Source organism: Micromonospora sp. NPDC002389 (genome assembly GCF_040296095.1).
Classification (GTDB): Bacteria; Actinomycetota; Actinomycetes; order Mycobacteriales; family Micromonosporaceae; genus Micromonospora.
Genome location: NZ_JBEOWP010000001.1, coordinates 474429 through 492487 on the forward strand (window position 1 = coordinate 474429; position 18059 = coordinate 492487).

General features: G+C 69.2%; 29 protein-coding genes and 1 pseudogene. 1 reads left to right on the plus strand and 29 read right to left on the minus strand.

Going from position 1 to position 18059, the window contains the following annotated elements; all coding sequences use genetic code 11:
• Positions 1–19: 19 nt before the first annotated feature.
• Positions 20–1183, plus strand: coding sequence for a hypothetical protein (locus tag ABT008_RS02110; protein WP_350692858.1), 1164 nt, complete (start codon positions 20–22; stop codon positions 1181–1183).
• Positions 1184–1192: 9 nt separating this feature from the next.
• On the opposite strand, the gene truA is transcribed toward ABT008_RS02110, so the two are convergent.
• The 29 genes and pseudogenes from truA to rplB all read right to left on the minus strand — a co-directional run bounded on the left by truA (position 1193) and on the right by rplB (position 18057).
• Positions 1193–2023, minus strand: coding sequence for a tRNA pseudouridine(38-40) synthase TruA (gene truA, locus ABT008_RS02115; RefSeq protein WP_350692860.1), 831 nt, complete (start codon positions 2021–2023; stop codon positions 1193–1195).
• A gap of 67 nt (positions 2024–2090) precedes the next feature.
• On the minus strand, positions 2091–2651 hold the full coding sequence (gene rplQ / locus ABT008_RS02120; protein WP_350692862.1) for a 50S ribosomal protein L17: 561 nt from the start codon (positions 2649–2651) through the stop codon (positions 2091–2093).
• Positions 2652–2685: 34 nt separating this feature from the next.
• Positions 2686–3708 (minus strand): DNA-directed RNA polymerase subunit alpha, encoded by a 1023-nt coding sequence (locus ABT008_RS02125; protein ID WP_074472529.1) that lies wholly within the window; start codon positions 3706–3708, stop codon positions 2686–2688.
• Between the two features lie 98 nt (positions 3709–3806).
• Positions 3807–4433, minus strand: a complete 627-nt coding sequence (gene rpsD / locus ABT008_RS02130) for a 30S ribosomal protein S4 (RefSeq protein ID WP_350692864.1) — start codon at positions 4431–4433, stop codon at positions 3807–3809.
• A gap of 14 nt (positions 4434–4447) precedes the next feature.
• Complete coding sequence (rpsK, locus tag ABT008_RS02135) at positions 4448–4855, minus strand: 30S ribosomal protein S11 (protein ID WP_007073011.1); 408 nt, start codon at positions 4853–4855, stop codon at positions 4448–4450.
• A 132-nt stretch (positions 4856–4987) separates the two neighbouring features.
• Positions 4988–5368, minus strand: coding sequence for a 30S ribosomal protein S13 (rpsM, locus tag ABT008_RS02140; protein ID WP_117226239.1), 381 nt, complete (start codon positions 5366–5368; stop codon positions 4988–4990).
• Between the two features lie 214 nt (positions 5369–5582).
• Positions 5583–5696 (minus strand): 50S ribosomal protein L36, encoded by a 114-nt coding sequence (gene rpmJ / locus ABT008_RS02145; protein WP_012184307.1) that lies wholly within the window; start codon positions 5694–5696, stop codon positions 5583–5585.
• 91 nt (positions 5697–5787) lie between these two features.
• Positions 5788–6009, minus strand: coding sequence for a translation initiation factor IF-1 (infA, locus tag ABT008_RS02150; protein ID WP_007073013.1), 222 nt, complete (start codon positions 6007–6009; stop codon positions 5788–5790).
• Positions 6010–6423: 414 nt separating this feature from the next.
• Positions 6424–6969 (minus strand): annotated as a pseudogene (locus tag ABT008_RS02155) (DUF1707 SHOCT-like domain-containing protein); the annotation flags it as partial.
• 250 nt (positions 6970–7219) lie between these two features.
• Positions 7220–8071: a type I methionyl aminopeptidase gene (gene map, locus ABT008_RS02160; protein ID WP_350692866.1), complete on the minus strand. Its 852-nt coding sequence runs from the start codon at positions 8069–8071 to the stop codon at positions 7220–7222.
• An 89-nt stretch (positions 8072–8160) separates the two neighbouring features.
• Positions 8161–8814, minus strand: a complete 654-nt coding sequence (locus ABT008_RS02165) for an adenylate kinase (protein WP_117226242.1) — start codon at positions 8812–8814, stop codon at positions 8161–8163.
• Complete coding sequence (gene secY / locus ABT008_RS02170) at positions 8815–10140, minus strand: preprotein translocase subunit SecY (protein WP_350692868.1); 1326 nt, start codon at positions 10138–10140, stop codon at positions 8815–8817.
• A 232-nt stretch (positions 10141–10372) separates the two neighbouring features.
• Positions 10373–10816, minus strand: coding sequence for a 50S ribosomal protein L15 (rplO, locus tag ABT008_RS02175; protein WP_350692869.1), 444 nt, complete (start codon positions 10814–10816; stop codon positions 10373–10375).
• On the minus strand, positions 10816–10998 hold the full coding sequence (gene rpmD, locus ABT008_RS02180; RefSeq protein WP_117226245.1) for a 50S ribosomal protein L30: 183 nt from the start codon (positions 10996–10998) through the stop codon (positions 10816–10818). Before rpmD ends, rplO begins: the two co-directional genes overlap by 1 nt.
• Positions 10998–11612, minus strand: a complete 615-nt coding sequence (gene rpsE / locus ABT008_RS02185) for a 30S ribosomal protein S5 (protein ID WP_093403623.1) — start codon at positions 11610–11612, stop codon at positions 10998–11000. Before rpsE ends, rpmD begins: the two co-directional genes overlap by 1 nt.
• 34 nt (positions 11613–11646) lie before the next feature.
• Complete coding sequence (rplR, locus tag ABT008_RS02190; protein ID WP_350692870.1) at positions 11647–12036, minus strand: 50S ribosomal protein L18; 390 nt, start codon at positions 12034–12036, stop codon at positions 11647–11649.
• Positions 12033–12575, minus strand: a complete 543-nt coding sequence (rplF, locus tag ABT008_RS02195; RefSeq protein ID WP_350692871.1) for a 50S ribosomal protein L6 — start codon at positions 12573–12575, stop codon at positions 12033–12035. The genes rplR and rplF overlap by 4 nt, the downstream gene beginning before the upstream one ends.
• 16 nt (positions 12576–12591) lie before the next feature.
• On the minus strand, positions 12592–12999 hold the full coding sequence (rpsH, locus tag ABT008_RS02200) for a 30S ribosomal protein S8 (protein WP_093403619.1): 408 nt from the start codon (positions 12997–12999) through the stop codon (positions 12592–12594).
• Positions 13000–13095: 96 nt separating this feature from the next.
• The gene (locus ABT008_RS02205; protein ID WP_007073023.1) at positions 13096–13281 is read right to left on the minus strand and encodes a type Z 30S ribosomal protein S14; all 186 of its coding nucleotides are present in this window, start codon (positions 13279–13281) and stop codon (positions 13096–13098) included.
• A gap of 1 nt (position 13282) precedes the next feature.
• The gene (rplE, locus tag ABT008_RS02210; RefSeq protein WP_350692874.1) at positions 13283–13852 is read right to left on the minus strand and encodes a 50S ribosomal protein L5; all 570 of its coding nucleotides are present in this window, start codon (positions 13850–13852) and stop codon (positions 13283–13285) included.
• Positions 13852–14172: a 50S ribosomal protein L24 gene (gene rplX, locus ABT008_RS02215; RefSeq protein ID WP_350692876.1), complete on the minus strand. Its 321-nt coding sequence runs from the start codon at positions 14170–14172 to the stop codon at positions 13852–13854. Before rplX ends, rplE begins: the two co-directional genes overlap by 1 nt.
• Positions 14169–14537 (minus strand): 50S ribosomal protein L14, encoded by a 369-nt coding sequence (rplN, locus tag ABT008_RS02220; protein WP_023358185.1) that lies wholly within the window; start codon positions 14535–14537, stop codon positions 14169–14171. Before rplN ends, rplX begins: the two co-directional genes overlap by 4 nt.
• Positions 14538–14633: 96 nt before the next feature.
• Positions 14634–14912: a 30S ribosomal protein S17 gene (gene rpsQ / locus ABT008_RS02225; RefSeq protein WP_350692878.1), complete on the minus strand. Its 279-nt coding sequence runs from the start codon at positions 14910–14912 to the stop codon at positions 14634–14636.
• On the minus strand, positions 14909–15145 hold the full coding sequence (gene rpmC / locus ABT008_RS02230) for a 50S ribosomal protein L29 (protein WP_007073028.1): 237 nt from the start codon (positions 15143–15145) through the stop codon (positions 14909–14911). Before rpmC ends, rpsQ begins: the two co-directional genes overlap by 4 nt.
• A complete protein-coding gene (gene rplP, locus ABT008_RS02235; RefSeq protein WP_007465292.1) occupies positions 15145–15570 on the minus strand; it encodes a 50S ribosomal protein L16 in 426 nt (141 codons plus the stop codon). The genes rpmC and rplP overlap by 1 nt, the downstream gene beginning before the upstream one ends.
• Positions 15571–15573: 3 nt before the next feature.
• A complete protein-coding gene (gene rpsC / locus ABT008_RS02240; RefSeq protein WP_131052671.1) occupies positions 15574–16428 on the minus strand; it encodes a 30S ribosomal protein S3 in 855 nt (284 codons plus the stop codon).
• Entirely contained in the window at positions 16428–16883 is a 456-nt protein-coding gene (gene rplV / locus ABT008_RS02245) for a 50S ribosomal protein L22 (protein ID WP_350692880.1), read from the minus strand. Before rplV ends, rpsC begins: the two co-directional genes overlap by 1 nt.
• A gap of 40 nt (positions 16884–16923) precedes the next feature.
• On the minus strand, positions 16924–17205 hold the full coding sequence (rpsS, locus tag ABT008_RS02250) for a 30S ribosomal protein S19 (protein ID WP_067359615.1): 282 nt from the start codon (positions 17203–17205) through the stop codon (positions 16924–16926).
• Positions 17206–17217: 12 nt separating this feature from the next.
• On the minus strand, positions 17218–18057 hold the full coding sequence (rplB, locus tag ABT008_RS02255) for a 50S ribosomal protein L2 (RefSeq protein ID WP_117226254.1): 840 nt from the start codon (positions 18055–18057) through the stop codon (positions 17218–17220).
• Positions 18058–18059 lie beyond the last annotated feature (2 nt).

Below are 18059 nucleotides of genomic sequence, written 5' to 3' on the forward strand. Positions count from 1 at the left end.
AATCCTTACTCTGGTCACCATGTATCGGTACGACTCCGATGAGGACGCATACCTCCAGTACGGCGACGACGATGCCGAGTCAGTCCCGGCCGGCGACGCCCGCCGTCCGGGTGGTCCCTCCCCGTCGCGCTTCCCCACACCGTCGCTGGCGCGCCCCAACCAGCTCCTGCTGCCCTCGGCGGCAACGTCCCCCGACGCGGAACCCTCGCCTCCGCCCGAGCTGGCCACACCGCCGGAGCCGATCGGCCCGCAGGCGCCCCACCCGCCGGAGCCCGACCCGGCCCTGCCCTCCGGGGTGTACGCGTCGAGCACCGCCGCACCGGCCTCGACGTCTCTCACCGGGTACGAGCCGACCGCCGCCGCGCCACCGTCCACACCGGTGAGCCCGCCGCCGCCGCGCGTCGGCGGCAACCGCACCTGGCAGGTGCTGATCGGCGGTGCCGCCGCGCTCGTGCTGCTCGGGCTCTGCGGCCTCACCGCCGGCGCCCTGATGGACGGTGGACAACTCATCGGCCAGCAGGCGGCACCCACCCCCGAGTCGCAGGACACCCAGGGCACCGAGCCCGCCGCCAGCGACCTGGACTCCCGGGACACCGACTCCGCGCCGCTGTCCGCCCGCGAGGTCTTCCCGGCCAGCACCCTGTCGATCGACGGCAGCACCGCCGGCTACGAGGTACTGCGCACCCAGTCCAGCGCGAGCTGCGCGGTCGCGGCCACCGGCGAGGTCGCCGAGTCCCTGACCCTGCTCGGCTGTAACCAGGTGGTCCGGGCCACGCTGCGCACGCCCGACGGCGAGCACCTGGTCACCACCGGGTTGTTCAACCTGACCGACCGGTCCAGCGCGGAACGGGCCCGGGACCGCATCCGGCAGGCGCTCGACGCACGGCAGGGCCGGTTCCGGGGCATGTCGGCCGGCGACGGGACCGACGTCATCACCTCCGCGCCCGCCCGGGTCGGCTGGCAGGTACGCGGCCACTACCTCGGCTACGCGGTGGTCGTTCGCACCGACGGCGCGGCGGTCCGTTCCGGCGACACCACGGTCCGCGAGATCCTCTTCGACATGCTGGAGATGCACCTCAGCCGCGACGTGCTGGAGCGGCGGGCGGCCGGCGGAACGGCCACCCAGCCGAACCCGACGCCCACCGACGACACCGGCGACCAGGGCCCCGACAACGGAAACTAAGGAAGCGGCTCAGGCCTCGGCCGGCACCCGCAGCTGTCGGGTGGTCTCGGCCCGGCGGGCGTACTCGGCCGGATCGTCCGGGTAGCCGACCGCCACCAGGGTCAGCCCGTGCGCCGGTGCCACCGTCACCTCGCTGGACCGCTCCCGCCGCGTGAGCAGGCCGGCCGGCCACTCGACCGGACGACGCCCGTCCCCGGCGACCAGCATCGCGCCGACCAGGCTGCGCACCATCGCCTGGCAGAACGCGTCAGCCTGCACGGTGGCGACCAGGACGTCGTCGGCCTCGCGTCGCCACTCCAGTCGGGTCACCTCCCGCAGCGTGGTGGCGTTCTCCTTCCGCCGGCAGTACGCGGCGAAGTCGTGCTCCCCCACCAACCCGGCCGCCGCGGCGGCGAGCCGGTCGACGTCGAGCGCGCGCGGCCAGGCCAGGATCTCGTGCCGGCGCAGCGGCTCGGCGCCCCAGGGCGCGTCGGTCACCCGGTACTCGTAGCGCCGGAAGGTCGCCGAGAAGCGCGCGTCGAAGCTCTCCGGCACCACGCTCATCGCCCGCACCCGCACGTCACCCGGCAGCAGCCGGGCCAGCCGACGCAGCAGGCGGCCATCGTGCGCCCGCCACACCTCGCCGGGCACGTCGACGTGGCAGACCTGCCCGGTGGCGTGCACCCCGGCGTCGGTGCGTCCGGCCACCGTCAGCCCGGCCGCGACACCGGCCCCGAGCACCAGGTCCAGCGCCTCGACCAGCACACCGGCGACGGTGCGCCGCTCCGGCTGGGCGGCCCACCCCGAGAAGCCGGTCCCGTCGTACGCGACGTCCAGCCGCAGCCGGGTGCGCTCCTCCACGTCGTACCTCCTCGACGAGTCGGGCCCGGCACCCCCGTGGGGATGCCGGGCCCGACGACGGCCTGACTCAGGCCTTGCCTTCCTCGGTGGCCAGGTCGCTGTCCTCGCGGGCAGCGGCGGTGTCACCGGACGCCGACACCGGCGGCTCGGCGTCCTGGTCGTCCGACCGGTTCGCCGGGGCCTCGTCGGTCGGGGCCAGCGCCTCGACCTTGTCCTGCTGCGCGGCCTTGCGGGCGGCGGTCTTCTGGTTCACCTTCGGCTCGGCGACCTGAAGCTCCTCGACCAGCTCGATGATCGCCATCGGCGCGGCGTCACCCTTGCGCGGACCGGTCTTCACGATCCGGGTGTAGCCGCCGGGCCGGTTGGCGTACCGCGGCGCGATCTGGTCGAACAGGGCGTAGACCACGTCCTTGTCCTTGACCACGGTCAGCACCCGCCGACGCGACGCGAGGTCGCCCCGCTTGGCCTTGGTGATCAGCTGCTCGGCGAGCGGACGCAGCCGCCGGGCCTTGGTCTCGGTGGTCTTGATCTTGCCGTGCTGGAACAGCGCGGTGGCCAGGTTGGCCAGCATCAGCCGCTCGTGCGCGGGGCTGCCGCCGAGGCGGGGGCCCTTGGTGGGCGTGGGCATGCTTGGTGCTCCTCAGGTGTGGCGGCAGCGCGGACTAGAGCTGCTCGGTCTCGCGGTAGTCGTCGGTGTCGTAGTCGGCCTCGCCGAAGGTGTCCACGACATGCGCCGGGTCGAAGTTCGGAGCCGAGTCCTTCAGCCCCAGCCCCATTCCGGCGAGCTTCATCTTGACCTCGTCGATCGACTTCTGGCCGAAGTTGCGGATGTCGAGGAGGTCGGCCTCGGTACGCCCGATGAGCTCACCAACGGAGTTGATGCCCTCGCGCTTGAGGCAGTTGTAGGAGCGGACGGTCAGGTCCAGCTCCTCGATCGGCAGGGCCAGGTCCGCCGCCAGCTGCGCGTCCTGCGGCGACGGGCCGATGTCGATGCCCTCCGCCGTCTCGTCCAGCTCCCGGGCCAGCCCGAACAGCTCCACCAGCGTCGAACCGGCCGAGGCCAGTGCGGTACGCGGGCCCATCGACGGCTTGGTCTCGACGTCGATGATCAGCCGGTCGAAGTCGGTCCGCTGCTCGACACGGGTCGCCTCGACGCGGTACGTCACCTTGAGCACCGGCGAGTAGATCGAGTCGACCGGGATCCGGCCGATCTCGGCACCCGCCTGCTTGTTCTGCGCCGCCGTGACGTAGCCCCGACCCCGCTCGACGGTCAGCTCCATGTCGAGCCGGCCCTTGCCGTTGAGGGTGGCGAGCTTCAGGTCCGGGTTGTGCACCGAGACACCGGCCGGGGGCTGGATGTCACCGGCGGTCACGTCGCCCGGGCCCTGCTTGCGCAGGTACATGCTGACCGGCTCGTCGTGCTCGGAGCTGACGCAGAGCTCCTTGATGTTCATGACGAGCTCGACCACGTCCTCCTTGACCCCGGGGATCGTGGTGAACTCGTGCAGCACACCATCGATCTTGATCGAGGTGACCGCCGCACCCGGGATGGACGACAGCAGCGTGCGCCGCAGCGAGTTGCCCAGGGTGTAGCCGAAGCCCGGCTCCAGCGGCTCGATGGTGAACCGGGACCGGGTCTCGTTGATCGACTCTTCGGAGAGAGACGGTCGCTGGCTGATGAGCATGTTTTCTCTTCTCTTCCGGGACGCCCGCTATATGACGTCCACGACACAACGTGTTCCGGTGGCCCGCCCGTCGCCGGGCGGGCCACCGCAACGAGCCCTTACTTGGAGTAGAGCTCGACGATCAGCTGCTCCTGGACCTGGGTGTCGATCACCTGGCGGGCCGGGAGCGAGTGCACGAGCACCTTCATCTGGCTGGGGATGGCCTCCAGCCACGCCGGGACCGTCTTGGAGCCGGCCTCGGCCTGCGCCACGATGAACGGGGTGAGCTCCTTGCTCTTCACCCGAACCTCGATGATGTCGTGCTCCTTGACGCGGTACGACGGGATGTCGACCTTCTTGCCGTTCACCGTGAAGTGACCGTGCTTGACCAGCTGACGGGCCATGTCCCGGGACTTGGCGTAGCCGGCCCGGTAGACCACGTTGTCCAGCCGCGACTCGAGGATCTGCAGGAGGACCTCACCGGTCTTGGCCTGCTTGGCCACGGCCTCCTCGTAGTAACCGCGGAACTGCTTCTCCAGCACGCCGTAGACCCGGCGAGCCTTCTGCTTCTCACGGAGCTGGAGCAGGTACTCCGTCTCCTTGGTGCGGCCGCGGCCGTGCTGCCCGGGCGGGAACGGCCGGGACTCGAACGGGCACTTCGGACCATCGCACTTGCTGCCCTTGAGGAACAGCTTCATCTTCTCCCGCCGGCAACGGCGGCAGTCAGCACCGGTGTAACGAGCCATCTCTCTCTAACCTCTCAGACCCGACGACGCTTCGGCGGACGGCACCCGTTGTGCGGCTGGGGGGTGACGTCGGAGATCTGCCCGACCTCCAGACCCACCGCCTGCAGCGAACGGATGGCGGTCTCCCGGCCGGAACCGGGACCCTTGACGAACACGTCGACCTTGCGCATGCCGTGCTCCATGGCCCGACGCGCGGCGGCCTCGGCGGCCAGCTGCGCGGCGAACGGAGTCGACTTGCGCGAGCCCTTGAAGCCGACCTGGCCGGCGGAGGCCCACGAGATGACGGCACCGGTCGGGTCCGTGATGGACACGATGGTGTTGTTGAAGGTGCTCTTGATGTGCGCCTGCCCGTGGGCGACGTTCTTGCGTTCCTTGCGCCGGACCTTCTTGACTGCGGCTCCGGCACGAGCCTTCGGTGGCATAAGTCTGTGCGCTCCTGTTTTTGGTTCTCGATCGGTTCTGGCTCTTCGCCCCGTTGATCAGATAGACACCGGTTCCGGTGGGAGCCCGGCCTACCTCGACGGAGAACGACCAGAATTCCGGTTGAGGAACTACTACTTCTTGCCGGGCTTCTTCTTGCCGGCGACCGTCCGCTTCGGGCCCTTGCGGGTACGCGCGTTCGTGCGGGTCCGCTGGCCACGGACGGGCAGTCCCCGGCGGTGCCGGATACCCGCGTAGCAGCCGATCTCGACCTTGCGGCGGATGTCAGCGGCGACCTCGCGGCGCAGGTCGCCTTCTACCTTGTAGTTGGCCTCGATGTGGTCACGGAGCTGGACCAGCTCCTCGTCCGTGAGGTCCCGGGCGCGCTTGTCCGGCGAGATGCCGGTGGCGGCGAGCGTCTCCAGAGCGCGGGTACGACCCACGCCGAAGATGTAGGTGAGCGCAATCTCCAGCCGCTTCTCGCGGGGGAGATCCACGCCGACTAGACGTGCCATCTGCGGGCGTACTCCTTGTGGTCTTCTGCCGGAGGTGTGGTCCCGTCCCACCCCGCTACGCGGCCGTCCCGTCTTTCCGGCGCGGTACACGCCGGCGACCGGGATGGTCGCTGCCCGAGCGGGCCCCGGCCTCCGACCGGGGGTCAACCACGAGTGAGTACGCGCTGCGCACCGCTCGCGGCTGGGACGAGCATGTGTGATGTGTGGGCTGGGTTCAGCCCTGGCGCTGCTTGTGGCGCGGGTCGGTGCAGATCACCATGACCCGGCCGTGCCGGCGGATAACCCGGCACTTGTTGCAGATCCTCTTGACGCTCGGCTTGACCTTCACGGTTGCCTTACTTCCCATCTGGCCCGGCGCCACGAGGCGCGACACCGGACGTCGAAGACGGACACGGGACGATTTCCGGCCGCCGTCAGGCTTACTTGTAGCGGTAGACGATGCGCCCGCGAGTCAGGTCGTACGGCGAGAGCTCGACGACGACCCGGTCCTCCGGCAGGATGCGGATGTAGTGCTGCCGCATCTTGCCGCTGATGTGAGCCAGCACCTTGTGGCCGTTGGCGAGCTCCACCCGGAACATGGCGTTCGGCAGGGGCTCGATGACCCGACCTTCGATCTCGATGGCTCCGTCTTTTTTCGGCATGTCCTCCGCTGTCCTGACGTCGGTTACTCCGGACGGCCCACAACGTCTTACACGGGTGACTGATCAAGATCAGATTTCCCGCGCCAGCCGCGGCTCCGCGTCCCACCGAAGCGCTGGTGGGCATGGCGGAGTGGACGCTGTGCGCCGATCAGAAAGTGTACGCCCGCCTGCACGTCGTCGCCAAACCGACCGGCCAGAGTACGCCGACGGGGTGGACAAACCCGGCGTTCAGCCCGCCGCGTCGCGCTCCGCACGGCGTACCCCACCGGTGGACTCATGCTCGGCTGGCGTGCCGCTGCGGGCCTCCGTGCCCTGCTCCTCGGCCTGCGGGTCCGCCCCCGGCCGCTCGCGATCATTGCCCGGCCCGGTGACTCCGGTCGGCCGGTCTCGCTCCTCGCCCGGCCCGGTGAACCCGGCCGCCGTGGCGGTGATCTCGGCGGGCTGCTCGGCGGCGAGCGCGGCACGCTCCCGCTTGCGGGCCTTCTTCTCTTTCCGACGCTGCCGACGGCGTTCCTGCTGCGCCGCCCACCGCTGCGGCTCGCCGGTGCTCAGCCCGGTGACGGTACGCACCACCTGCACCGCGCCCCACGGCCCGGCCACCCAGATGGGCCAGAAGTACACCAGATCGCGGGCGGCGAACGAGGTGACCGCCCAGATGGCGACCACGATGCCGACGGTCTTGAGCCACGGCTCCCACACGTCGACCAGCCAGCGGACGGTCACTCCACGCCCGGCGTCGGGGAGCACCGGCGCGTCGGGCTCCTGCCGTGCCGGCACCGCCCCAGGCAGGTCACCCGTCAGGGCGTCGAGTTCCGCGTACGTCCGTGCCGCGTAGGCCCGCTGCAACCGCTCGTCGTACTCGTGCAGGTCCAGCCGGCCCTCGTCGAGCGCCTCCCGGAGCCGTTCGGCGACGGCCTGCCGGTCGGAGTTCGCTGCCCGCATCCCGTCCTGCCCGTCCATGTCGGCAAGCATGCCATCGTGCTGCCAGTCCGGCTAACCTGCGCCCGCCCACCCGTCGTCGCGCCAGGGCGACGACAGTCACCCGGCCGCGATCACGGAGAGTGAGCACATCGACCGGGCCGTGTCGAACGTCACACTGCCGGGGACCGGGGCAGGGCCTCCTCGGCCAGCCGAGGGCCAGCTCGTCAGCGGCTCCGGGCCGATGCCCGGCCACGGTCGACTCCGCGCCGACCGCCGGAACAGGGTCGGTTCAGCCGGCCGGCGAGTCGGCGGGCTGGCGGGCGGTGACCAGCTCACCGAGGCGGGCCCGGCCGCCGTCCTGGGCGGTCAGCACCCAGACCCCGTCCGGCAGCAGCGCCATGGTGTGCTCGACGTGTGCCGCGCGGGACCCGTCCCGGGTGACCACGGTCCAGCCGTCGGCCAGTTCGGCGGTACGCGGCGAGCCCATCGTGATCATGGGCTCGATGGCCAGTGCCATGCCCGTCACCAGACGCGGCCCCTTGCCCGGCCGCCCGTGGTTGAGCACGTGCGGATCCTGGTGCATCTCAGTGCCGATGCCGTGGCCGCCGTAGCCGTCGACGATGCCGTACCGGCCGCCCTTGCGGACCGCGTTCTCCACTGCGTGGGAGATGTCGGTCAGCCGGCCCTTGCCGCTGGCCGCACCCCGGGCGGCGGCGGCGATACCGGCCCACATCGCGTCCTCGGCGACCGTGGCCATCCGCAGCAGGGCCGGGTCGACGTCGCCCACCCCGACGGTGATCGCCGCGTCGCCGTGCCAGCCGTCCAGCACCGCGCCGCAGTCGATCGAGATCAGGTCGCCCTCGGCGAGGACCTGGTCCGGCGAGGGGATCGCGTGCACGATCTGCTCGTTGACCGACGAGCAGATCGACGCCGGGAAGCCGTGGTAGCCCTTGAAGGAGGGGGTCCCGCCGGCCTCACGGATCGTCGACTCGGCGATCGCGTCCAGGTCGGCGGTGCTCACCCCGGGGGCCACCGCCTCGCGCATCCGGCGTAACGCCTCGGCGACCACCAGCCCGGCGGCGCGCATCTTCTCGATCTGCTCGGGGGTCTTCAGCTGGATGTCCAGCTGGGGACGACGCATCGGGGCGCTACCTTTCGTTGCCGAACCAGCGGGGTACGCCGGACGTACCCCGCTGTTCGCACTCTATCCGGCCGGCGACTACGCCGATCTCAGCCGCCGTAGGACCGCAGGGCATCGATCGCGCGGACGGTGACGTCCTCCACCGGACCGGTGGCGTCGATCCCGACCAGCTTGCCCTGGGCGCCGTAGTAGTCCACCAGCGGCGCGGTCTTCTCCGCGTACTCGCGCAGGCGGGCGGCGATCGTCTCCGGCTTGTCGTCGTCGCGCTGGAACAGCTCGGCACCGCAGCGGTCGCAGATGCCGTCCCGACTGGTCGGGTCGAACTCGACGTGCCAGATCTTGCCGCAGCCCCGGCAGGTGCGCCGGCCGGAGAGCCGCCGGATCACCTCGTCGTCGTCGACCACCAGCTCCAGGACGACGTCCAGCGCGGTGCCGAGGTCTGCCAGAAGCTTGTCCAGCGCGGCGGCCTGCGGAGTGGTCCGCGGGAACCCGTCGAGCAGGAAGCCCTCGGACGCGTCCGGCTCGGCGAGCCGGTCCCGCACCATGTTGATGGTGACCTCGTCCGGTACCAACTTGCCGGCGTCCATGTAGCGCTTGGCCTCGACCCCGAGCGGGGTGCCCTGCGACACGTTGGCACGGAAGATGTCACCGGTCGAGATCTTCGGCACGGAGACGTGCGCGGCGATGAACTCCGCCTGCGTTCCCTTGCCCGCCCCCGGCGGGCCAACCAGAACCAGTCTCATCTACCGCAGGAACCCTTCGTAGTTCCGCTGCATCAGTTGGCTCTCGATCTGCTTGCTGGTCTCGAGAGCCACACCGACCATGATCAGCACAGCGGTACCGCCGAACGGGAAGTTGAGGTACTGCTGCCGGTCCAGCCAGATGAAGAAGAAGTTCGGCAGGATCGAGATGATCGCGAGGTACAGCGCCCCGGGCAGCGTGATCCGGCTCAGGATGAAGTCCAGGTAGTCGGCGGTCGGCTTACCGGGGCGGATGCCCGGCACGAAGCCGCCGTACTTCTTCATGTTGTCCGCGACCTCGGTCGGGTTGAACGTGATCGAGACGTAGAAGTACGTGAAGAAGATGATCAGCAGGAAGTAGACCGCGATGTAGATCGGGCTGGTCGGGTCCACCAGGTTGTTCTGGATCCACGCCTGCGTCTGACCCGGGTCGTTCTGGTCGAAGAACTGCAGCGCCAGCTGGGGCAGGTAGAGCAGCGACGAACCGAAGATGACCGGGATGACACCCGCCTGGTTGACCTTCAGCGGGATGTAGGTCGACGTGCCGCCGTACATCCGCCGGCCGATCATGCGCTTGGCGTACTGCACCGGGATCCGGCGCTGGGCCTGCTCGATGAAGGTGACCGCGGTGATGACCACCAGGACCAGGGCGATGACGAGGAAGAACTTGGCCCAGCCCTGGCTCTCCTTGATCCGCCAGCCCTCGCTGGGGAGGCGGGCGGCGATCGAGGTGAAGATCAGCACGGACATGCCGTTGCCGACGCCGCGGTCAGTGATCAGCTCGCCCAGCCACATGACCACGCCGGTACCGGCGGTCATCGTCATCACCAGGATGGACAGGGTCAGCCAGTCCGGGATGCCGGTGCCCTCGGGGATGATCGGGAACTGGTCGCACTGGTTGTTGAAGAGCTGCCCGGAGCGGGCCAGCGCCACGAACGCGGACGCCTGCAGGACGCCCAGGCCCAGGGTCAGGTACCGGGTGTACTGGGTGATCTTCGCCTGGCCGGCCTGGCCCTCCTTGCGGAGCTGCTCGAGCCGGGGGATCACCACTGTCAGGAGCTGCAGGATGATCGACGCGGTGATGTAGGGCATGATGCCCAGCGCGAAGACCGAGAGCTGGAGCAGCGCGCCACCGGAGAAGAGGTCGAGCAGGTTCAGTACCCCGGTCGAGCCGTCGATGGTGTCGAGGCACTGCTGGACGTTGCCGTACGACACGCCTGGGCTGGGCAGCGTCGCGCCGAGCCGGTAGATCGCGATGATGCCTACTGTGAACAGCAGCTTCTTGCGCAGGTCAGGCGTACGGAACGCACTGAGAAAGGCGGACAGCAACTTCTTCCTCCTGCGCGAGGCGGGCCGCCGGTCGTCCCTGGCGGTTTGGGGTGGGTGCCGGGCAGGTGCCCGATATCCATGGCTGGGAAGGGACTCTAACAGCCCGATCCCCGTCCGGGCAGATGTGCCCGGCTACATAAACCGAATCCGATGTTACCGGGCGCACAGGCCCCGTGGAGACCATGGCGCCCGCCAGCTGGGATCAACTGGCGGGCGCCATCGTTCGTACTGCTTACAGCTCGGTGACCGAACCACCGGCGGCAGCGATCTTCTCCTTGGCCGACGCGCTGAACGCGTGCGCCGAGACCTGGAGCGACACGTTGCCGAGGTCCCCGGTGCCGAGGACCTTGACCGGCTGACCCTTGCGGACCGCACCGGCCTCGACCAGCTCGGCCGGGCCGACCTGACCACCGTTGGGGAACAGCTCGGCCAGGCGGTCCAGGTTGACCACCTGGAAGACCACCTTGAACTTGTTCTTGAAGCCCTTCAGCTTCGGCAGGCGCATGTGGATGGGCATCTGCCCACCCTCGAACGCCGCCGGGATGTTCTTCCGGGCCTTCGAACCCTTGGTACCGCGACCGGCGGTCTTGCCCTTGGAGCCCTCACCGCGACCCACACGGGTCTTCGCGGTCTTGGCTCCCGGTGCCGGGCGCAGGTGATGGACCTTGATCGTCATTACTCGACCTCCTCGACCTTCACGAGGTGGCTCACCTTGAAGATCATGCCGCGAATCTCGGGCCGGTCCTCCTTGACCACCACGTCGTTGATCCGCTTGAGACCGAGCGACCGCAGCGACTCACGCTGGTTGTGCTTGGTCCCGATGTCGGACCGGAGCTGGGTGACCTTGAGACGCGCCATCAGGAGGCCACCTCCGCCCGCGAGGCGAGCATGGCGGCCGGAGCGACGTCCTCCACCGGCAGGCCCCGACGCGCCGCGACAGCCTCCGGGGACTCCAGCCCCTTCAGGGCCGCCACGGTGGCGTGCACGATGTTGATCGGGTTCGACGATCCGAGGCTCTTGGAGAGCACGTCGTGGATGCCCGCGCACTCCAACACGGCACGGACCGGACCACCGGCGATGACGCCCGTACCGGCCGAGGCCGGCTTGAGCAGCACCACACCGGCGGCGTCCTCGCCCGTGACCGGGTGCGGGATCGACGAGCCGATCCGCGGCACCTTGAAGAAGTGCTTCTTGGCCTCCTCGACACCCTTGGCGATCGCCGCGGGCACCTCCTTGGCCTTTCCGTAGCCCACGCCCACGGTGCCGTCGCCGTCGCCGACGATCACGAGGGCGGTGAAGCTGAAGCGACGACCACCCTTCACGACCTTGGCGACGCGGTTGATCGCGACGACCCGCTCGAGGTGCGGGGTCTTCTCGGCGGGCGCGTTTCCGCGGCCGCCCTCACGGCGGTTGTCGCGGCGACCACCCTCGTTGCCACCGGACCCGCCGCCACGGCGCTGTTGACCTGGCATCAGCAGCCTTCCTTCTCTCTCGTGACGGGGATTGTCAGAACTCGAGCCCGGCTTCGCGGGCGGCGTCGGCAAGCGCGGCGACCCGCCCCGCGTACCGGTTGCCACCGCGGTCGAAGACGACCTTGGAGACGCCGGCGGCCTTGGCCCGCTCGGCGAGCAGGGAGCCGACCTTGCCGGCCAGGGCGCTCTTGTCGCCCTCGGTACCGCGCACCGAGGCGTCCAGCGTCGAGGCCGACGCCAGGGTGTGCCCCTTGGTGTCGTCCACGATCTGGGCCACGATGTGCCGCAGCGAACGGGTGACCACCAGGCGCGGACGCTCGGCGGTGCCACTGACGTTCTTGCGGACCCGGAAGTGCCGACGCGCACGCCCGACGGCACGCTTGGCGGCGACACCGCGGCGGCGCTTGAGCAGCGTGGCGCTCACTTCTTACCTGCCTTTCCAGCCTTGCGACGGATGACCTCGCCCTGGTACTTCACGCCCTTGCCCTTGTAGGGCTCCGGCGGGCGGATCTTCCGGATGTTGGCGGCGACCTCACCGACGAGCTGCTTGTCGATACCGGCCACGTGGAACAGCGTCGGCTTCTCCACCGTGAAGGTGATGCCGTCGGGCGCCTGCACCTGCACCGGGTGCGAGAACCCGAGTGCGAACTCCAGGTCCTTGCCCTTGGCGGTGACCCGGTAACCGGTACCGGCGATCTCCAGGCTCTTGCGGTAGCCCTCGGTGACCCCGACGATCATGTTGGCGACCAGGGTACGGCTCAGGCCGTGCAGTTCCTTGGCCTTGCGCTCGTCGTTCGGGCGGTTGACGCTCAGCTGCCCGTCCTCGGCCCGCTCGATCGTGATCGGCGCGGCCAGGGTGTGCGACAGCTCGCCCTTGGGGCCCTTGACCTTGACGGTCTGGCCGTCGATCGTCACGTCGACGCCGGAGGGCACCGGGATCGACTTACGTCCAATTCGCGACATTTCTACCTGTCTCCCGTTACCAGACGAAGGCGAGGACTTCCCCGCCAACGCTCCGCTTGCGGGCCTGCCGGTCGGTGAGCAGCCCCTGGGACGTCGAAATGATCGCCACGCCCAGCCCACCGAGCACCCGAGGGAGCCCGTCCGACTTGGCGTACACCCGCAGACCGGGCTTGGAGACGCGCTTGATACCGGCCAGGCTCCGCTCCCGGTTCTGGCCGTACTTCAGCTCGACGACCAGTCGCTTGCCGACGGCGCCCTCTTCGGGCTCCTCGACCGCCCAGGTGGCGATGTAACCCTCGGACTTGAGGACCTCGGCGATGTTGGCCTTGATCTTCGAGTAGGGCATCGTCACCCGGTCGTGGTACGCCTGGTTGGCGTTACGCAGACGCGTGAGCATGTCTGCGATCGGGTCGGTCATCGTCATGAAAACTCGTCAACCTTTCTCGCCGGGGTTCCCGCGACTCGCGCAGGCCTACGGCGAAGAGACAGTCCAGCTGATGCGCCGAAGCGCGCCGGGCTATTACCAGGAAGCCTTGGACACGCCGGGCAGCTCACCGCGGTGGGCCATCTCCCGGATGCACACCCGGCAGAGACCGAACTTGCGGTAGACCGCCTTGGGACGCCCACACCGCTGGCAGCGGGTGTACGCGCGAACCGAGAACTTCGGCTTCGCGGCCGCCTTGAGGATCAGCGCCTTCTTGGCCATCTCAGTTCTCCTTGAACGGGAAGCCCAGGAGCTTCAGCAGCGCCCGGCCCTCGTCGTCGGTCGTGGCGGTGGTCACCACCGTGATGTCCATGCCCCGCTGGCGATCGATCTTGTCCTGGTCGATCTCGTGGAACACCGACTGCTCGGTCAGACCGAACGTGTAGTTGCCGTGCCCGTCGAGCTTGCGCCCGTCCAGGCCGCGGAAGTCACGGATACGCGGCAGCGCGATGGAGAGCAGCCGGTCCAGGAACTCCCACATCCGGTCGCCGCGCAGGGTCACCTTCGCGCCGATCGGCATGCCCTCGCGGAGCTTGAACTGCGCGATGGACTTGGTCGCCCGCCGGACCTGCGGCTTCTGGCCGGTGATCGTGGCCAGGTCGCGGACCGCGCCGTCGATGAGCTTGGCGTCCCGAGCGGCCTCGCCGACGCCCATGTTCACGACGATCTTGACCAGTCGCGGCACCTGCATCGGGTTGCCGTACTCGTGCTGCTCGCGCAGCTGGGCCACGATCTCGTTGCGGTACCGCTCCTTGAGGCGCGGCATGGTCTTGGTTTCGGTAGCCGTGGTCATCACAGGTCCTTACCAGTGCTACGCGCGACGCGGACCTTCTGGCCGTTGTCGTCGATCCGGTAACCGACGCGGGTCGGCTTGCCGTCGGAGTCCACGACCATCACGTTCGAGACGTGGATCGGGGCCTCCTGGGTGACGATGCCACCGGTCTTGGCGCCACGCTGAGTGGTGCTGATGCGGGTGTGCTTCTTGACCCGGTTCACGCCCTCGACCAGGACCTTGTCCTGCCGCGGGTAGGCTGCGATGACCTTGCCCTTGGCACCCTTGTCCTTGCCGGCGATGACGACGACCGTGTCGCCCTTCTTGACCTTCACGGTCACAACACCTCCGGCGCGAGAGAGATGATCTTCATGAACCGCTTGTCCCGCAGCTCACGACCGACCGGGCCGAAGATGCGGGTACCGCGCGGGTCCCCACCGTCCTTGATGATGACGGCGGCGTTCTCGTCGAAGCGGATGTACGAGCCGTCCGGCCGCCGCCGCTCCTTGGCGGTACGGACGATGACGGCCTTGACCACGTCGCCCTTCTTGACACCGGCACCCGGGATCGCGTCCTTGACGGTCGCCACGATGACGTCGCCGATGCTCGCGTAGCGCCGACCGGAGCCACCGAGAACCCGGATGCACAGGATCTCCCGGGCACCCGTGTTGTCGGCGACGCGCAGTCGCGACTCCTGCTGAATCACGTCTATCTCCTATGTCTGCCGGTTCTCCGGCCGCCGGGGCGGCCGGAGCCTGGCGGAACCTGCGCCCGACCGATCTCGGCCGAGCTCGAGCCTTCGCTACTTGGCCTTCTCGAGGATCTCCACGAGCCGCCACCGCTTGGTGGCGGAGAGCGGCCGGGTCTCCATGATCAGGACGCGGTCGCCGATGCCGGCGGAGTTCTGCTCGTCGTGGACCTTCAGCTTGCTGGTACGGCGCATGATCTTGCCGTACAGCGCGTGCTTGACCCGGTCCTCGACCTCGACCACGACGGTCTTGTCCATCTTGTCGCTGACCACGAGGCCCTCACGGACCTTCCGGCGGCCACGCTGCGCGGTGGCGGTCGTGTTCTCGCTCATGAAGCAGTCACCTCAGTCGGCGCGGCCGAGAGCCCCAGCTCGCGCTCACGCATGATCGTGTAGATCCGGGCGATCTCCCGACGGATGACCTGCAGCCGCCGGTTGTTGTCCAGCTGACCGGTTGCGGCCTGCACGCGGAGGTTGAACAGCTCCGCCTTGGCCTCGCGCAGCTTCGTGACCAGCTCCTCCTCGGAGAGCTCACGCAGCTCGGAGGCCTTAACGCCCGCTGCCATCAGGATTCACCCACTTCGCGCGTCACAATGCGGCACTTCATCGGGAGCTTGTGGATCGCGCGACGCATCGCCTCTCGCGCGATCTGCTCGTTGGGGAAGGACATCTCGAAGAGGACCCGCCCCGGCTTGACGTTGGCGACCCACCACTCCGGCGAGCCCTTACCGGAACCCATCCGGGTTTCGGCCGGCTTCTTGGTGAGGGCCTGGTCCGGGAAGATGGTGATCCAGACCTTGCCGCCACGCTTGATGTGGCGGGTCATCGCGATACGCGCCGACTCGATCTGCCGGTTGGTCACGTACGCCGGCTCGAGAGCCTGGATCCCGAACTCGCCGAACACCACCCGGTTGCCGCCCTTGGACGCGCCGCTGCGGTCCGGGTGGTGCGGCTTGCGGAAGCCCTTCGGGGGCTTGCGCGGCATCAGCATCTGTCAGCCCTCCTGCTGCGTTTCTGCCGCGGCGGCGACGGCGGACGCGTCCACCGGCTCGCCGCTCGGCGTCTCGGCCTGCTGCGCGACGGTCGTCGCAGCAGCGCGGCCGGCCTCGGTGCCACCGGAGGTCGTGCCGGACGAACCGGACCGACCACGACGCGGCCGCTCGGGGCGGTCACCGCGCTCCCGGCGCGGGCGCGACGGAGCCTCGGTCGGGGTCTCCCGACCCGGCACCGCGTCGCCCTTGTAGATCCAGACCTTCACGCCGATACGGCCGAAGGTGGTACGGGCCTCGAAGAAGCCGTACTCGATGTTGGCCCGCAGCGTGTGCAGCGGAACCCGACCCTCGCGGTAGAACTCCGTGCGGCTCATCTCGGCGCCGCCGAGGCGACCCGAGACCTGCACCCGGATGCCCTTGCACATCGGGTTCTTCATCGCCGACTGCATCGCCTTGCGCATCGCGCGGCGGAAGCTGACCCGGCTGGAGAGCTGCTCGGCGACGCCCTGGGCGACCAGCTGCGCGTCCGACTCGGGGTTCTTCACCTCGATGATGTTGAGCTGCACCTGCTTGCCGGTGAGCTTCTCCAGCTCGCCGCGGATCCGGTCGGCCTCCGCACCCTTACGGCCGATGACGATGCCCGGCCGGGCGGTGTGGATGTCGACGCGGACCCGGTCGCGGGTGCGCTCGATGTCGACCTTGGAAATGCCGGCGCGCTCCAGGCCCTTGGACATCATCCGGCGGATCTTGACGTCCTCGCCGATGTAGTCCTTGTAGAGCTTGTCCGCGAACCAGCGGGACTTCCAGTCGGTCGAGATGCCGAGCCGGAACCCGTGCGGGTGAACCTTCTGACCCATTACTCGGCGCCCTCCGTGTTGCTCTGCGTCTCGGCCGGCTCGGTCTGCTTGGCCGGGGCCGACTTCTTCGCCGACTTCTTCGGCGCGGCCGGCGCGACCGCCTCGACCGCCACCGTGATGTGGCAGGTGCGCTTGCGGATCCGGTACGCCCGGCCCTGGGCCCGAGGCTGGAACCGCTTCATGGTCGGGCCCTCGTCCACGAACGCCTCGCTGACGAGCAACGCGTCGGGGTCCAGCCGCTCGTTGTTCTCCGCGTTGGCGATCGCGCTCGCGAGCACCTTGTACACCTGCTCGCTCGCCGCCTGCGGCGCGAACTGCAGCACCGTGAGCGCCTCCTTCGCGGGCAGGCCGCGGACGAGGTTGACCACCCGGCGCGCCTTCATCGGCGAGATGCGCACGTGTCGCGCAATCGCCCGCGCGCCCGGAAGCACCGGAGCGTCGCCCTTTCCTGGCATCGCTGTAACCCCTTGATCCTCTATCCGTATGCCCGCGGCGTCAGCGCCGGCGGCTCTTCCGGTCGTCCTTCTCGTGACCCTTGAACGTACGGGTCAACGCGAACTCGCCGAGCTTGTGCCCGACCATCGCCTCGGTCACGAACACGGGGACGTGCTTGCGTCCGTCGTGCACCGCGATCGTGTGCCCGAGCATGTCCGGGATGATCGTGGAGCGGCGCGACCAGGTCTTGATGACGTTCTTCGAGCCCTTCTCGTTCTGCGTCTCCACCTTCTTGAGCAGGTGGTCGTCGATGAACGGGCCCTTCTTCAGGCTGCGAGGCATGTCTTATCTCCCTCAGCCGCGCTTACGCGTGGCGTAGCGGCGGCGGACGATCAGCCGGTCACTCGGCTGGCCCTTACGACGGGTGCGGCCCTCGGGCTTACCCTGCGGGTTGACCGGGTGGCGACCACCGGAGGTCTTGCCCTCGCCACCACCGTGCGGGTGGTCGACCGGGTTCATGGCCACACCACGGACGGTCGGGCGCTTGCCCTTCCACCGCATCCGGCCGGCCTTGCCCCAGTTGATGTTTGACTGGTCGGCGTTGCCGATCTCGCCGACGCTGGCGCGGCAGCGCACGTCGACACGGCGGATCTCACCCGACGGCATACGCAGGGTCGCGTACGCGCCCTCCCGGCCGAGCAGCTGGATGCCGACACCGGCCGAGCGGGCCAGCTTGGCGCCGCCACCCGGACGCAGCTCCACGTTGTGGATCGTGGTACCGACCGGGATGTTGCGCAGCGGCAGGTTGTTGCCGGGCTTGATGTCCGCGCCCGGACCCGACTCCACCGCGTCGCCCTGCTTGAGGTCCTTCGGCGCGAGGATGTACCGCTTCTCGCCGTCGGCGTAGTGCAGCAGCGCGATGCGCGCGGTGCGGTTCGGGTCGTACTCGATGTGCGCGACCTTGGCCGGCACGCCGTCCTTGTCGACCCGCTTGAAGTCGATCAGCCGGTACTGGCGCTTGTGGCCGCCACCCTGGTGCCGGGCGGTGATCCGCCCGTGGGCGTTCCGGCCGCCCTTCTTCGGCAGCGGGGCCAGCAGCGACTTCTCCGGCGTCGACCGGGTGATCTCGGCGAAGTCGGCGACGCTCGAGCCACGCCGGCCCGGCGTCGTCGGCTTGTACTTACGGATAGCCATTG

Bases quoted from the DNA above. Each gene is read 5' to 3' on its own strand.
- ABT008_RS02110 (WP_350692858.1), top strand. From the start codon at position 20: ATGTATCGGTACGACTCCGATGAGGACGCATACCTCCAGTACGGCGAC.
- rplQ (WP_350692862.1), bottom strand. From the start codon at position 2,651: ATGCCCACGCCCACCAAGGGCCCCCGCCTCGGCGGCAGCCCCGCGCAC.
- ABT008_RS02125 (WP_074472529.1), bottom strand. From the start codon at position 3,708: ATGCTCATCAGCCAGCGACCGTCTCTCTCCGAAGAGTCGATCAACGAG.
- rpsD (WP_350692864.1), bottom strand. From the start codon at position 4,433: ATGGCTCGTTACACCGGTGCTGACTGCCGCCGTTGCCGGCGGGAGAAG.
- rpsK (WP_007073011.1), bottom strand. From the start codon at position 4,855: ATGCCACCGAAGGCTCGTGCCGGAGCCGCAGTCAAGAAGGTCCGGCGC.
- rpsM (WP_117226239.1), bottom strand. From the start codon at position 5,368: ATGGCACGTCTAGTCGGCGTGGATCTCCCCCGCGAGAAGCGGCTGGAG.
- infA (WP_007073013.1), bottom strand. From the start codon at position 6,009: ATGCCGAAAAAAGACGGAGCCATCGAGATCGAAGGTCGGGTCATCGAG.
- map (WP_350692866.1), bottom strand. From the start codon at position 8,071: ATGCGTCGTCCCCAGCTGGACATCCAGCTGAAGACCCCCGAGCAGATC.
- ABT008_RS02165 (WP_117226242.1), bottom strand. From the start codon at position 8,814: ATGAGACTGGTTCTGGTTGGCCCGCCGGGGGCGGGCAAGGGAACGCAG.
- rplO (WP_350692869.1), bottom strand. From the start codon at position 10,816: ATGACGATCAAGGTCCATCACCTGCGCCCGGCACCGGGAGCCAAGACC.
- rpmD (WP_117226245.1), bottom strand. From the start codon at position 10,998: ATGGCGCGTCTCAAGGTCACCCAGCTCCGGTCCGACATCGGGACCAAG.
- rpsE (WP_093403623.1), bottom strand. From the start codon at position 11,612: ATGCCAGGTCAACAGCGCCGTGGCGGCGGGTCCGGTGGCAACGAGGGT.
- rplF (WP_350692871.1), bottom strand. From the start codon at position 12,575: ATGTCGCGAATTGGACGTAAGTCGATCCCGGTGCCCTCCGGCGTCGAC.
- rpsH (WP_093403619.1), bottom strand. From the start codon at position 12,999: ATGACGATGACCGACCCGATCGCAGACATGCTCACGCGTCTGCGTAAC.
- ABT008_RS02205 (WP_007073023.1), bottom strand. From the start codon at position 13,281: ATGGCCAAGAAGGCGCTGATCCTCAAGGCGGCCGCGAAGCCGAAGTTC.
- rplE (WP_350692874.1), bottom strand. From the start codon at position 13,852: ATGACCACGGCTACCGAAACCAAGACCATGCCGCGCCTCAAGGAGCGG.
- rpsQ (WP_350692878.1), bottom strand. From the start codon at position 14,912: ATGAGCGAGAACACGACCGCCACCGCGCAGCGTGGCCGCCGGAAGGTC.
- rpmC (WP_007073028.1), bottom strand. From the start codon at position 15,145: ATGGCAGCGGGCGTTAAGGCCTCCGAGCTGCGTGAGCTCTCCGAGGAG.
- rplP (WP_007465292.1), bottom strand. From the start codon at position 15,570: ATGCTGATGCCGCGCAAGCCCCCGAAGGGCTTCCGCAAGCCGCACCAC.
- rpsC (WP_131052671.1), bottom strand. From the start codon at position 16,428: ATGGGTCAGAAGGTTCACCCGCACGGGTTCCGGCTCGGCATCTCGACC.
- rplV (WP_350692880.1), bottom strand. From the start codon at position 16,883: ATGCCAGGAAAGGGCGACGCTCCGGTGCTTCCGGGCGCGCGGGCGATT.
- rpsS (WP_067359615.1), bottom strand. From the start codon at position 17,205: ATGCCTCGCAGCCTGAAGAAGGGCCCGTTCATCGACGACCACCTGCTC.
- rplB (WP_117226254.1), bottom strand. From the start codon at position 18,057: ATGGCTATCCGTAAGTACAAGCCGACGACGCCGGGCCGGCGTGGCTCG.